We start from the raw sequence: 13,406 nt of genomic DNA, 5'->3' as shown, positions 1-13,406 counted from the left end.
TCGTGACTCGTGTGTCGGTCGCTTACTCGTCGTACGCCTCCGCCTGCTCAAGGCTCTTCTCGAGCTTGCGGCGGCGACTGGGCGCGAACAGCCCGGTTGCCTCGCAGTTCTCGTAGAGCCAGGTGCCGAACGCGGGCGCGGCGTCGTCGTCGACGCCAAACCAGTAGCCGCCCGATGACGTTTCGGAGAGGTCGTCGTACGGGGCCCCGACCGGACAGCCGTCGATCAGCTCCTGTACGAGTTCGAGCAGTTCGCGATCGTCGTGGACGAAGGAGATGCCCACGGTGCCACTGGAGGACTTGAAGCAGATCGTGCCACAGCCCTCGAGCAGCCCGCGGAGCAGTTCCCGGTCGTATTCCGAGAACGCGCCGAAGCGGTAGTTGCCGCGGCCGTCGACGGGGAGGCCGAGCGCGCCGCTGCGGCCGAGGAGTCCGGATTCGTCGCCGTCGACAGACAGCGTGTACTCGTCTTCAGTGCGCGTGATGGACGTGTCGTGCGCGTAGTCGCGACTGATCGTGTCGTGTTCGAGGTCGCCGCCCACGACCGCGGCGAGCACCCGGGCGGACTCCTCGTCGTTGGTCACAACCTCGATGTGCGCACGGCTGCGCCGTGCGCCGTCCGCGGTTCTCACTTCGTTCCGAACCGCGCCATCCGAAACCTCGCCGCTACCGGCAACGTGGCCCCAGAAGTACGCCGTCGCGGGGTGGCCCGCGAGCGGATCCGACGGGACCTCGATCGCGACCGGCTCGTCGCCGGTCTCGCTCTCGGCGTCGCTCATTCGCCCACCTCCCGGACGACGATGGCGTCCGTCGGGCAGGCCGCGGCGGCCTGGCGAGCCTCGTCGATGCGGTCGTCGTCGAACGTCGCGACGACTCGCTCCGCGTTGTCGGTGACTTCTCCCTCACAGTCGTAGACCGGGTCCGCGTCGGGATCGACGGTCGCCAGGCCGTCCGCGCCCTCGACGAACCGCGGGTCCCGGGTCAGACAGGCGAAGATGCCGTCGCAGGCGTCTTTCTCGATGGTGACTTCGTATCGTGGCATTGTAGTTGGGAAACCGCTGTGCAGCGCTCAGTAGTCGTACTTCGTCTCGTAGCCCCGCGGCGTGACCATCCGGTCGTCCCAGACGTAGGTGTCCTCGGTGCCGACGACGATCGTCGTCGTCATGTCGATGATCTCGCTCTCGCCGAGTTCCTCGAGTTCGGCGAGGTCGGTGATCAGCACCTGTTCGTCCTCGCGGCCCGCGCCGTGGACGATGCCGACCGGCGTGTCGGGGTCGCGGTGGGTCAGGAGGATCTCGCAGGCCTTCTCGAAGTTCTCGCGGCGCTTGCGGCTCCAGGGGTTGTAGATCGTGATCGTGAAGTTCTCCTTCGCCACGGAGTGCAGCCGCGACTCGATCTCGGGCATCGGCACCAGGTGGTCCGACAGCGAGATCGAGACGGTGTCGTTCACGAGGGGGGCACCCAGGCGCGCGGCGCAGGACTGGGCCGCCGGGACGCCGGGCACGACCTCGAAGTCGACCATGGTGGCCGTCGCGCCCTTCGACTCGAGGATCTCGAGCGCCAGGCCGGCCAGCGCGTAGACGTTGGGATCGCCGCTGCCGACGATGGCGACGTCGTTGCCCGCCAGCGCGCGGTCGATCGACTCCTCGGTCCGGGAGACTTCGCCGCACATCGGCGTGTCGTAGATGTCGTCGGCCTGCTCGGTGATCTCGTCCGGGATGAGTTCGATGTAGGTCGTGTAGCCGACGATGTGGTCGGCCTCGAGCAGCGCGTCCTTCGCGCGCTCGGTCATCCCTTCGGGGTGGCCGGGGCCGAGGCCGACGGCGATCAGCTGGCCGGGCTCGGCGTCGAAGTCCTCGATCGTCGCGCCGACCTCTTTCTCGTTGCTGCCCGAGTCGTCGTCACTCGAACTCGAGGCGCCGCACTTCGAACTCGAAGAGGAAGACGAACTCGAGGAGGCGCCGCACTTCGACCCGCTGGAGTCGTCGGCGTTGCTCGAGGAGCCGCCGCACTTGGAGCCCGAACTCGAGGCCTCGGTATCGGCGTCGCTCGTCGGTGCGCCGCACTTCGAAGTCGATTCGTCGTCAGCGTCGGGGTTAGTGTCCGTACTCATGGCTGAATCGTGTGTCTGGATCAGAAGTCGTCGACGTCACGCCCGCCGCGCGGGGTGACCAGATACGTTCGGTCGTCGTTGCGCCAGGTCTCGGTTTCGTGGTTGCCGATGATCAGCGAGGTGCCCATCCCGGAGACCTTGTCGTCGTGGTCGGCGGCCTCGCCGAGGGTTGTAATGTGCTGGCTCTCGCCGTTCCGGCCGGCGTCCTCGCGGCCGGCGTCGTTGACGATCGCCACGAGGGCGTCGTCGGTCCGCTCCTCGCGGACGATCTCGACGGCCTTCTCGTAGTTGCGCCAGCAGTTGTAGAGGACGATCACGAAGTCACTGATCGCGGCCGCGCGAAGCTTCTCCTCGATCTCGTCCCAGCCGCGCCACTTGTCCGACAGCGAGACGGTACAGAAGTCGTTGCAAAGCGGCGCGCCGACGTTGGCCGCGCCGCCCAGCGCGGCGGTGAGGCCGGGAACGATCTCGATGGGGACGTCCGTCGCGTCCTCCTCCTCGGCCATCTTGAAGATGAGGTCCGATTTGCCGTACACGGAGGGGTCGCCGCCGGAGATGTGGGCAACCGTCTTTCCCTCGCGGACGTAGTCGAACGCCGCGCGGGCGAGTTCGATCTGTCGCCCCATCGTCGAGCGGACGATCTCCTGTTCGGTGCCGTCCTCGCGGGTGGCGATCCCGTCCTCGTCCGTTCGCTCCTCCTGCGGAATCGTCCCGTCGTCGCGCAGGAACGCCTGGTAGAGGCTCGAGGCGATAACGACGTCGGCGGATTCGATGACCCGCTTGGCCTTCGTGGTCATGTGATCCGGCAGCCCGGGTCCGATGCCGACGACGTAGAGGGTCCCGTGATCGTCGGGCGTGCCGTCAGTCGTCGCATCCGCAGCGTCCGTGGCCGCGGCGTCGCTCTCGCGCCCGCTCATTTGCCGATCGCCACCGTGACCTCGTCCTCGTAGCTGATCTTCTCGAGGACCAGTTCCCGTTCGCGCCCGCCCGCGATGGCCGAGGCTTCGGAGACGCCTGGCCACCCGATCAGTTCCTTGGATTTCGAGGGCGTCGGCCCCTCGTGATCGAGCAGCGTCTCCTTGTCGAAAGCGACGACGCCGAGGTCGAGTTCCTGCGCGGCTTCGAGTAGTCCGTCCTCGTCTTCCTTCCGCGTCGCGGTGCCGACGAACTCGACGTCGTCGACGTCGTACTCCGTTTGGTCGAGCGCTTTCCGCCAGGCGGCGAGGAACGCCTCCTTGTCCGCGCCGGAGACGCTGCCGGTGCCGATGACGACGCCGTCGTCTTTGTTGCGCTTGAGAACCGTCACGTCGTCGCTGACCAGCACGGCCCGAGGGCCGTCGAGTCGCGCGACGGGCCCGAGGTTCTCGTCGAGGACGGCCAGATTCGTCTTGACCGTCGAGTCGCCGTTGACGACGTGGGCGTCCATCGCCTTCGCCTTCGATTCGACGCCCTGCTTGCCCGCGGCCTCCGAGGCGGTGGTCATCGCCGGGACGGCGCCCATCGTCGCTAAGTCCTGGGCGACCTGATTGGCGCCGTGGTGGCCGCCGGTGATCGGGATGGCCCAGGTCAGTTCCTCGTCGACGACACAGATCGCGGGGTCGTCCCACTTGTCGTCGAGCAGGTGGGCCGTCTTCCGCATCGCGATCCCGGAGGCCATCAGGCCGACGAAGCAGTCGTACTCGCCCCAGTGCTCCTCGAAGACGTCGCCGTGGTACTCGATGATGTCGACCGCGTCGTAGCGGTCACCGATCTCGGCTTTGATCTTCTCGGCAGTGTCCAGTTTGCGTTCGAAGGAGATGATCGCGATCTCCGACGCAACTTCCCCGTCGCTGTCCGGCGTCGAACAGTGACTGCTGTCCTCGTCCGTTCCGGAACTCATCGTGTCCCTCCGTCGCGAACAGTGCACATATGCGACCTCACGGTCTATACCATACCGTCCACCCTAATACAAGCTACGTTTCTCAAGTCCAAACAAGGTTTAGTCGCTGTCGGAATCGTGCGCGGACGGAGAACGCCTTCGCCGATCGACCGCGATCGGTAGCGCGGGTGTGCACGTACCGCTTTCGTCTGCTCGCCGCCGCTGGCAGTATCGCGCCGTTTGACGTCTCCGTTCGACGGCTGTGACGCTTCGGTTCGCCAAACATACCACTCGACGTCATCGTACGCGGCCGCGCGATCACATATTAACGGAATCCGGCATTAATTTATCGTGAGTCTCGATCAGAGTCTTTATAATCCTAAACGCAACTTGAGATAACAACTGACTCATATGTACGATTGTGCTGGGTGGGATTTCTGTCACGACCGTGGCTGTGACGCCATTTCGTCCGAGAGACGCTCGAGGGCGGTCTCGACGGCGACGGTAGGCGATCGCGAGCCGAAGGCTATCCGGAAACACGAACGGAGCACGAGAGAGCGATGAGTGTCACGAATCGACTACCGACGGTTTTCGGCGAAGACACCCGAAAACGTCTCGTTCCGGTCCTCCTCGTACTGGTCGGCGCGGTGCCGTTCGCACTCGTGGTGACTGCCCTCTTCAGAGTGGTTGCGCCTAACGTCGGTGTCCCGTCCGTTTCCCTCCCGCTTCTGTCGCGAACCCTTTCGCCGGCGGCGGTGGTGTTCCTCGCGTCGTTCGCCACGGGTGTGCTCGTCGGTGCGTGCTATCTGTGCTATCGCACCTACCGCGATCCGATCCACGAGCGCTGGGAGCAGTACTCGACGTGGGCCCAGTCGATGCTCGTCGGCTGTCTCTGTGCCATCGTCGTGATGGCTGCCCTCGGCGGCGCAGCGCTGCTCGGTCGCGTTCATCCCTCCGCCGTCGTCCTCGGATTTCTGGTCAGTTGGCCGCTCTCGTCCGGTCTGCTACTCCTGCAGGATCGACGGCGTTTCGGCGCGGACTCGTCTCTTTCGTCCGTCAAGACCGGATACGTTCACACGAAAGGGCTCGAGAGTCGAACCCTGTCGGTCATCGTCGGCTTCCTGATCGCCGTCCTCGGCGGTCTCGCTCTCCGGTACGTCGGTCTCTGGTACTTCGGCTACTTTCGCGTCTCGGCGACGGTCCTCGGATCGATCCTGCTCTGGATCGGCGCCACGGTACTCGTGTACAATCGATACGAGGCTACGACGACGCACCGAACCGATATCGCGATCGTCACAGTCAGCGCGCCCGAATCGCGTCCGACCCGGGAACTGAGCATCAAAAACCGAGCGGCAACGTCGGTCGACCTCTCGGAGTCCCGGATCCGAGATACCGAGTTCGACCTCTACCGACTCGGCGTCGACCTCACGCTGCGGCCAGGTGCGGTCTGTACCTTCGAGATTCCCGAGTCGTTCTCGCTCGAACCGAACGACGATTCGATCGATCTACCGCTGGGGTACAGTCTCAAACGCGGCGAGGAGACGCCGACGCTTTTCACGAAAAGCGGCGATATATATCCCCTTCAGTGGTCGAACGACGGAACTGCACAGGCGGCCAGTTCAGAGGGCCGGACGGCGGCCGAGCAGGACGCCGATTCGACCGCTCCCGATCCCGATCGATCGGCTTCGTCTCGGGAGTCAGACGTCGACGCGACACCGCGAGATTCCGTCGCTAATCCGTCACAGAACTAACGAACATCGGATCGGGACGATAGTGTCTGAAAACAATTAAGTTTCCGTGAATTATAAACCGAACAACGTGATGGTCGCAGAAACGATCGACGGTCGACCGGGGAGAGTAGGGGTTGCCGTCGGTATCCAACGGGGGCTCCGATCGTGACGAGCGAGTGGACGGGTTCGACGGCAGCGTCGGCACTCCGCGAGATCAGCGTAAGCACCGCCTGGTCCGGCGTGGCGACGGAGACGAACAGCGACGACGACAATGGAGACGGGCACAGCGTACCGGGAGGAGGGAGCACCGACACGGTGACGACCGCCGGAGCGGTGGACCGACTGCGGATCGACGGTCCGGATCGTCGACACAGGTCGATCGGAACGATCGATCCCGCTCGCCTGGCCGATCGGTTCGCCCTCCGGATCCGGAACCGGTACGCGGCGGCCGAGTTCACGTTTCGCGTCCACCCGCGACCGCGAGCTGCCGCGAGACCGTCCGAATCACAAGCTGACGCTTCCGACGGATCGTTTCTCCCCGCTCCGGCGGACGAGTCGGAGACGGGCCACCCCCCAGTCTCGTCGCTGTCCGACTCGCCAGCCGAGGACGGGCGATCCCCTCTATCGGCCGCCTGGCTCCGGTCGGGTGCGCCGGCCGTTCGGACGAGCGAATCACGAACGATCGCCCGGTCGCCCGGTCGCACTGGACCGATGTCGGATACGCAGTCGCGTTCGGACTCGGGTGCGGACACCGGCCGCGTCGCCGGTGTGCGGTTCGAAACGGTCGCCTCCGCGGGGAGCGGTGAATCCGAAACCGACGCTCGCCGGACGGTCTCCGACGGCGAGACGGCCAGGCGGCCTCGCGACGCTCCGATGACTCGATCCGGCCGACCCGTCCGAGAGCCACGACCGATCGGTGGTGAGGGAGCCGCTCCGGACGTGGGCGACTCGATTCAGTCGCCACTGCGGCCATCAGTTCCGTCACCGACGGCGACGGAGGATGGTGAACGCGTCGTAATTGGATCACCGACGCGCGTGGCGGACCGCGATAGCGGTGCCCGGTCCGGGTCGCCGACACCGACCGCTACCGATGCACTCGAGCGACGCGGTGAGGCCGCCGGTCGACCGGAGGACACGACGGGGTCGACCGCCCGATTCCGACACCGCGAGCGGACGGCCCCGTTCGGAACCGCCGTCGGGATCGATGCCGTTCGTCGCCGGGTGACCATCGGCGAATTGGCTGATCCGGCCGCGGCGATCGATTCCCGGTCGGCACAGCGTCGTGCCGGCCGGCGATCGTCTCCTCGACACTCGGCGGCGTATACGGTACTGGTCGACGAACCTGATCCGTCGCGGTCGATTGAGCGGCGGGGCGACGCCGGATTCGACACTGCGCCGACCGATGATACCGACGGAGAGGGTCGGAGCCGATCGGCGGCCACTGTTACACGTCGACGATCGGATTTCGGACGACGGTTGCTCTCGGGCGGAGCGCCTCTCGATTCCGCTCGCAGTACCCCTTCACGCCCGTCGACGGCGACCGTCACTGACGGGGATCACGATTCGCCTGGCGGAGACGCGCGGAGCCGATCAGTCGTCACCACGGACGTCCCGACGGAACACCCAGTTGACACCGATCCCGACAGTTCGGACCGAGATCCCGTCGACGACTGCGGGAACAGTAGCCGGAAAACGGCGTCATCTGGGCCGTCCGATCACGCTCGCGTTACCGCGGATGTTCGGCGGACGGATTCGTCGGTCGGTGCGAACGACCGACGCCTGGTGTCGGCCGAGACCGCTGACGGGTGCCCAGTTTCTCCAGCGCCGGCGGATCGATCGCCGACGGCTGGCCGAGCGGCATCAGAATCACGGAACCTGCCGGCGCTGTCTCGGGTGGCAGATTCCGAATCGAGGAACGGATCGAGTCGACCGACACCGCGTTCCTCGTCAGGGCTGACGACGTCGAACCGCCGTTCTGTCGAGGGTGGCCGATCGCCCGTCGACGGTGAGCGGCCCCTCGATCGGTCGACTGCTCCGGCGGGGGGTCTCTCGAACTCGTTCGCTCGGCGAATACGAACCGCTCACGCCGCCGACCCCGAAACGTCGCGGAGAGACGATGGTCCACAGGGTCGTTCGGATCGCCGATTCGCGCAGGTGATTGACGAGGGCGGTCTCGAGACGGCGATCACGACGACAAGAATTGTGACACAGTTCCGATCGAGCCGGCCGTTCCCAACTGCTGTCACCGGGACCGGTATCGACACCGACGCCGGTCGTACTGGCACGGGACGATCGAGGGCCGCTCAGCGGTCGGTTGCCCGCTCCGTCTCTGCCGGGGCCGACGTCGCGATCGAAACCCAAACGGAGTCGGCATCGTCACTACGAGGGTCTCGGCTCGGACGCGCCGTCGAAGCGTCGAACGGCGACGATCCGGTCGGTCGAGCGAGAACGGCTACAGACGCGACTCCGACGGCGTCCGCGTCCGCTTCCGTTACCCGCGCCGAGCCAGCGGATCGGGATGGTCACGGAGCACGACCTCAGGAGACGACGGCGACGCCAGGCGTGAACAAACGTGACGGCACGGCGGAGAACAGGGACGGGACGGCACCCGCAGAAACGGATGCGCCCGCGTCCGGTCCCCACGATCTCGGTCCCGTTAGTTCGATCCCCAGGTCGGCCCGAAGAAGACGCCGAAATGCCAGTAATCGACCGTCGAAGCCGGTGATCACGACCGGCGGTCCGACGGCTCCGCTCACACCGCGTGTTGCGACCTCGGGCACGGACTCGATTTCGTCGTCACAGCGCTCGGTCAGACCCTCGTCCGGCCACACCCACTCGGTCGAATCGACCGATCGATGCGACAGTCGACCCGACCCGTCCGGCCGCATTCAGGCGGATCACTCGCGATCCGCGAACGGGAACGGATCAGTGCTGGGGTCGCCGGCGGTGCGCCTGGCGGATTCGGTCACCGAGGGCGGACCGACCGACCAAAATCGCGGCGAGCTGACGCGCGATGGACCCAACGAACGGCGGCCGACTGACGACGTGGGAACTCGATCGCCCGTCGAGAGGCAGCCCGTCGAGACGCAGTCGCGGTCGACGGTCGATCGGCGGCCACACACCGGCGGCCGACGCTCGGAGTTCGACGCGACCGACGATCGAACGCGGTTTGATCCGGATGGGACCGCTTTCGACGGTGCGGTCTCCGCGACCAGGGTCGTTACGGTCGCCGATCCGAATTGGGCCCCGTCGCAGCGTGCAACACGTTTCGATACGGACGCTCCGGAGGACTCGATCGGAGCTGCCGTTGATTCACGTCCAGTTCGGCCACAGACGAGCGGGATGACGGACCTTGGTCGACTGTCGCCGTCGGTGCGACGACGACGTAGCGTGGCGTCAGCGGGGCCCGATGACAGCCGCAGTAGTAGCGACGGCCCCGACGACGTCGCGGGGCCGATGCCGACGAGCGGCGGAGCGACCGTTCGAGCGTCGCCGCTGGCAAGCGGTGCGCGAACCGAGGGCAGGACGGTGACGAGCGAGACGCCGGAAGCCGATCCGCTGGACGACGGTGAGCGGAGATCTGACCTCAATACACGGGCGATAGTAGCGTCGGACACCGTCGGTGCGAGCCAGGCGATGGAGCGATCGCCTCGAGACTCGACCAGCGCGCAGGTCGATCTCCCGAGCACGGCGACCGAACGGCAGGTGGCTACCTCAACGGCAACCAGGATCGACGGATCGGTACCGATCGTGTCTGGTAACGATAACGAAATCACTAAATACAAAATAGATTCTAAAAAAGTGAACGGAGAGGGGTCGGAGAGAAACAGAATGAACTCGAGTAGCAATCGGCCAGCGCTCGTCTATCGCGACCCTACACCATCGGTTTCCGCTAGAGCGGGCACCACTGGGTCGAGAGCGGACGAAACGAAGTCTGCGGGGACATCGATCATCGGCGAATCCGCTCGCGATCGATTCGCCGACGCCGCCGAACGCTCGCACGATTCGCGGTCGACGGCGGCGAGGCGGGGGCTCCACGGACGCACGACGGGTTCGACCGGAGAGCGTGATGATGGTACGGTGCGTCCAGCCGACCGTCGGAGAGGCAACGCCGGGGGAAGCCGACAGTCGACGAACGAACCTGGTCGCGGACGACCGAGAGGGCTCGCCAACACCTCCTCGGCAGACACCCCGCAACGCGTTGGCCGTATCGATGGGTCCGCTTCAGGGCGCAAGCCTGCAAGCGAGCAGCCGTCCGATCCGGACGGTCACGACCGAGGTCGACGAGACGCTCGCGATCGATCTGAGCCGTCCGAACTTCCGTGGGACGGGAACTCGCTCCAATTCGAGGCCGACGTAGACCGGCTCGTTGAACGACTCTACCGGAAGATCGAACGGAAACAGCGAGTCGAACGTGAACGGAGGGGGTTCTAGGTGGCGACTGGTGGCAAACTCGAGAAGGCACAGATCATGATCGTAAACGGGAAACGAAAGGGAGAGACGATCGAGTGTAAGTTCAACCCGAACTCCTACACGCTCGAGAAGAGCGTCAACTACGGCGAAATGAAAGCCACGGGATCGGGGGCGTCGATCATGCAGTTCGTGGACGGGAACGCGGAGACGCTTTCGATGGAACTGTTCTTCGATACGACCGACGAACTCGAGTCGGACGATGTCGACGACGCTGCAGTCGACGTTCGCGAGCGGTACACGAAGTACATCGACCTGCTGCTGTCGGTCGACGGAGAGTTACACGCGCCGCCGGTCTGCCGGTTCGTCTGGGGTGACGGAATCGACTTCACGGCGCTGGTCCGGAGCGCTAACAAACAGTTCACCAAGTTCCTTCCGAGCGGAATCCCGATCCGGGCTCGCGTGTCAATCGTCTTCTCCGAGTTCAAGACGGCCGACTATCACAAGTCGGAGGTGGCCCCCGAATCGACGGACAAGACCAAGGTGTGGACGGTAACCGAGGGAGACACGCTCTGGCTCATTGCGTCGGAGGAGTACGGTGACCCGTCCCACTGGCGAACGATCGCAAACCAGAACGACATCGCCAACCCGCGCGCGATAGAGCCGGGGGAAACGCTCGAACTACCGCCGCTGTAGCGACACGACCGACGATCAACTCGACTCCAACGCCGACATCATATTCGAACTCATGAGCGCTGAATTGGACAACCATCCACGATATTCACCCCGATTCAAGGTCGATATCGGCGATCAGACGTTCCAAGAGCCGGGCGGCAGGATAGCCGATCTCGTGGTGGAGACGACCTTCGAGGGGGCAGACCGGTTTTCCTTTACGTTGAACTATCCCTTCGACGAGGAACTAGACGAGTTCGCCGGACTGTCGTGGGACGACTTCGACGTCGGAACCGACGTGGACATTTCGATGGGTTACGGCGACGATGGCCAACTCACGCCGCTTTTGACCGGTAAGATCCAGTCGATAACCGGTGAGTTCGCCGCTGATCGAGGTCCCTCAGTGCAGGTGTCCGGATACGGATTGCTCTGGGAGGCGATGCAAGGGACCCGCTCGGACTCGTGGTCGACGACCACCATCGGCGATGCCGTCACGGACGTCCTGTCGTCGTATCCGTTCTCGTCGATAGAGGTAGACAGTGCAGACGTCAAACGCGAGAAACTTATCCAAAACGATTGTAGCGATTATCGGTTCATCCACGATCTCGCTTCGACCTACGGATTCGAGTTCTACGCGAAACGGGACGCCGTCAGGTTCGTTCCGCGATCGTCAGCAGTGACCGACGATCCGGTCGCCGAACTGTGGTACGGGGAATCGCTCCACGATTTCTTCGGCGAAATCACGCAGCGAAAACGTCACTACCAGGTCGAGGTCCGGTCGTGGGACATCGGGAAAAAGACGGAGATCGTCGCGACTGCGGGCAGTTCCGACGCGACACACAAAGAGGTGTTTAGAGTGCCAGCTATGTCACGTGACGAAGCCGAACGTATCGCAGAGACGAAACACAACCGGTACTCCGACGGAACCGTTCAGGCTCACGGCGAGGCCGACGGCATCCCGGAGATACGAGCCGGGGAAACGATCCGACTCGCCGAGCTCGGGGACCGCTTCTCGGGGGACTACCACGTTACGAAGGCGACGCACCGAATGGGCGCCGCAGGCTACCGCACCACGTTCGAGGCGGTAGAGGTGTCATCGTGAGCGATCCGGGCATCTTCGACGGCGAGACCTCCGAGGGCGGTATTCAGGGTGTCGTCGTCGGCATCGTTACCGACAACGAGGATCCGAAAGACCTGGGTCGCGTAAAGCTCCGGTTCCCGTGGCGAGATACGGACGACGAGAGCCACTGGGCCAGGCTCGCCGCACCGATGGCGGGCGACGAGTACGGGACGTACTTTCTGCCCGAGGTCGACGAGGAGGTGCTCGTCGCGTTCGAGAACGGGGACATCCACAATCCGTACGTCGTCGGGTCACTCTGGAACGGAGCGCAAAAGCCACCACGGCGAAACGCCGGGAACAACGATATTCGCGAGATCCGGTCGCGAAGCGAACATACGATCGCGTTCGACGACGGCGACGACGGGAGCATTACGATCCGAACGAGCGACGGACACGAGATCATCGTCGACGATTCGAACGGCGTAGAGACGATCACGATCAGCGACGACCGGGGGGACAACACCATCACGCTCGACTCCTCGAAGGGACGGATTTCGATCGCCGCCGACGACGAACTCGATCTGTCGGCCCCGAACGTCACGATCGATGGATCGAAGTCGGTCGAAATCGCCGGTGGCACGGACGTCACGATCTCGAGCAAGAACACGATCGAACTGTCGAGCAAGGCCCGGCTAGATATTTCGAGCAGCGGACTGATGGGGATCGATTCGACGGGACCGTTGACGATCCGCGGCGCCATTATTCAACTGAACTGAGAGACAAATCGACTGCGACAGACACGGACGAGAGAACGAACCAGCTGATCGATACATGAAACCCGCAGCAAGACTTGGCGATGCGACCGCACACGGAACGCCGCTGACCGGTACCGCGAGTCCGAACGTGTTGATAGGAAAGCGCCCAGCGTGGCGCGCCGGCGCAGACGTTCACACCTGTCCGCTGACGTCGGGGGCCGTCCCGCACGTCGGCGGTACCGTCGCGATGGGAAGCGAGAGCGTGTTGATCAACAAACTGCCGGCGGCGAGGATGGGCGACAAAATAATCGAGAATGGGCCGCCAAACACGATCGTTGGCGGCTGTCCAACCGTTCACATCGGGTGAACCGTGGCGGACGACTTCCTCGGAACCGGGTGGCAGTACCCGGTTACGTCAGACCAGCGTGGCGACATCGAACTTTCCGACGCCGAAGCCGACATTCGGGAAGCGATCAGAATCATCCTCGGAACGGCGAAAGGCGAGCGCATCATGCGCCCGGAGTTCGGCTGTGACATCCACGATCACGTCTACTCGTCCGCGTCGCCGTCGACGCTGAATCTCATCGAGAGTAGCGTCCGCGAGGCGCTCGTGCGCTGGGAGCCGCGGATCGACGTCGAGGACCTTACCGCCAGAACCGACGCCGAGGATCCGAACAGAATTCTGATCGAGATCGACTACCGCGTTCGGACGACGAACAGCCTGGCGAACATGGTCTATCCGTTTCACATCACGGAAGGAGATGGGTGATCCGAAAATGGACGCACTGGAACCGATACGAGCCGAACCC

At 64.4% G+C, this 13,406-nt stretch carries 11 protein-coding genes; 6 read left to right on the top strand and 5 right to left on the bottom strand.

Annotation, left to right across the window (positions count from 1 at the left end; all coding sequences use genetic code 11):
• Positions 1-22: 22 nt before the first annotated feature.
• Genes BMY29_RS04755 through cbiG form a run of 5 tightly spaced genes read right to left on the bottom strand, consistent with a single transcriptional unit; the run spans position 23 to position 3,991 of the window.
• Positions 23-778, bottom strand: a complete 756-nt coding sequence (locus tag BMY29_RS04755) for a hypothetical protein (RefSeq protein ID WP_049990843.1) — start codon at positions 776-778, stop codon at positions 23-25.
• On the bottom strand, positions 775-1,041 hold the full coding sequence (locus tag BMY29_RS04750; protein ID WP_049990844.1) for a ferredoxin: 267 nt from the start codon (positions 1,039-1,041) through the stop codon (positions 775-777). Before BMY29_RS04750 ends, BMY29_RS04755 begins: the two co-directional genes overlap by 4 nt.
• 27 nt (positions 1,042-1,068) lie before the next feature.
• A complete protein-coding gene (cobJ, locus tag BMY29_RS04745) occupies positions 1,069-2,112 on the bottom strand; it encodes a precorrin-3B C(17)-methyltransferase (RefSeq protein WP_049990845.1) in 1,044 nt (347 codons plus the stop codon).
• 20 nt (positions 2,113-2,132) lie between these two features.
• Positions 2,133-3,029: a precorrin-3B C(17)-methyltransferase gene (locus BMY29_RS04740; protein WP_049990846.1), complete on the bottom strand. Its 897-nt coding sequence runs from the start codon at positions 3,027-3,029 to the stop codon at positions 2,133-2,135.
• On the bottom strand, positions 3,026-3,991 hold the full coding sequence (gene cbiG / locus BMY29_RS04735) for a cobalt-precorrin 5A hydrolase (protein ID WP_049990847.1): 966 nt from the start codon (positions 3,989-3,991) through the stop codon (positions 3,026-3,028). Before cbiG ends, BMY29_RS04740 begins: the two co-directional genes overlap by 4 nt.
• Positions 3,992-4,725: 734 nt before the next feature.
• Between cbiG and BMY29_RS04730 the strand changes: the two genes are divergently transcribed.
• The 6 genes from BMY29_RS04730 to BMY29_RS04685 all read left to right on the top strand — a co-directional run bounded on the left by BMY29_RS04730 (position 4,726) and on the right by BMY29_RS04685 (position 13,366).
• Positions 4,726-5,721: a hypothetical protein gene (locus BMY29_RS04730; protein WP_143067648.1), complete on the top strand. Its 996-nt coding sequence runs from the start codon at positions 4,726-4,728 to the stop codon at positions 5,719-5,721.
• A gap of 4,413 nt (positions 5,722-10,134) precedes the next feature.
• On the top strand, positions 10,135-10,806 hold the full coding sequence (locus tag BMY29_RS04705) for a CIS tube protein (protein ID WP_049990853.1): 672 nt from the start codon (positions 10,135-10,137) through the stop codon (positions 10,804-10,806).
• A 52-nt stretch (positions 10,807-10,858) separates the two neighbouring features.
• The gene (locus BMY29_RS04700) at positions 10,859-11,884 is read left to right on the top strand and encodes a phage late control D family protein (RefSeq protein WP_049990854.1); all 1,026 of its coding nucleotides are present in this window, start codon (positions 10,859-10,861) and stop codon (positions 11,882-11,884) included.
• Positions 11,881-12,618: a phage baseplate assembly protein V gene (locus tag BMY29_RS04695; RefSeq protein WP_049990855.1), complete on the top strand. Its 738-nt coding sequence runs from the start codon at positions 11,881-11,883 to the stop codon at positions 12,616-12,618. Before BMY29_RS04700 ends, BMY29_RS04695 begins: the two co-directional genes overlap by 4 nt.
• Positions 12,619-12,673: 55 nt before the next feature.
• Positions 12,674-12,964: a PAAR domain-containing protein gene (locus tag BMY29_RS04690; RefSeq protein WP_074854629.1), complete on the top strand. Its 291-nt coding sequence runs from the start codon at positions 12,674-12,676 to the stop codon at positions 12,962-12,964.
• A 3-nt stretch (positions 12,965-12,967) separates the two neighbouring features.
• Positions 12,968-13,366 (top strand): GPW/gp25 family protein, encoded by a 399-nt coding sequence (locus BMY29_RS04685; RefSeq protein ID WP_049990856.1) that lies wholly within the window; start codon positions 12,968-12,970, stop codon positions 13,364-13,366.
• The last annotated feature ends 40 nt before the right edge of the window (positions 13,367-13,406 follow it).

Origin of the sequence: Natrinema salifodinae (assembly GCF_900110455.1) — an archaeon.
In the GTDB taxonomy this organism is placed as follows: domain Archaea; phylum Halobacteriota; class Halobacteria; order Halobacteriales; family Natrialbaceae; genus Natrinema; species Natrinema salifodinae.
The sequence above is the reverse complement of the archived record's forward strand: the minus strand, read 5'-3'. Positions and strand labels throughout refer to the sequence as shown.

Excerpts from the sequence above, each read along its gene's own strand:
- BMY29_RS04755 (WP_049990843.1), bottom strand. The coding sequence starts at position 778 with ATGAGCGACGCCGAGAGCGAGACCGGCGACGAGCCGGTCGCGATCGAG.
- BMY29_RS04750 (WP_049990844.1), bottom strand. The coding sequence starts at position 1,041 with ATGCCACGATACGAAGTCACCATCGAGAAAGACGCCTGCGACGGCATC.
- cobJ (WP_049990845.1), bottom strand. The coding sequence starts at position 2,112 with ATGAGTACGGACACTAACCCCGACGCTGACGACGAATCGACTTCGAAG.
- BMY29_RS04740 (WP_049990846.1), bottom strand. The coding sequence starts at position 3,029 with ATGAGCGGGCGCGAGAGCGACGCCGCGGCCACGGACGCTGCGGATGCG.
- cbiG (WP_049990847.1), bottom strand. The coding sequence starts at position 3,991 with ATGAGTTCCGGAACGGACGAGGACAGCAGTCACTGTTCGACGCCGGAC.
- BMY29_RS04700 (WP_049990854.1), top strand. The coding sequence starts at position 10,859 with ATGAGCGCTGAATTGGACAACCATCCACGATATTCACCCCGATTCAAG.
- BMY29_RS04690 (WP_074854629.1), top strand. The coding sequence starts at position 12,674 with ATGAAACCCGCAGCAAGACTTGGCGATGCGACCGCACACGGAACGCCG.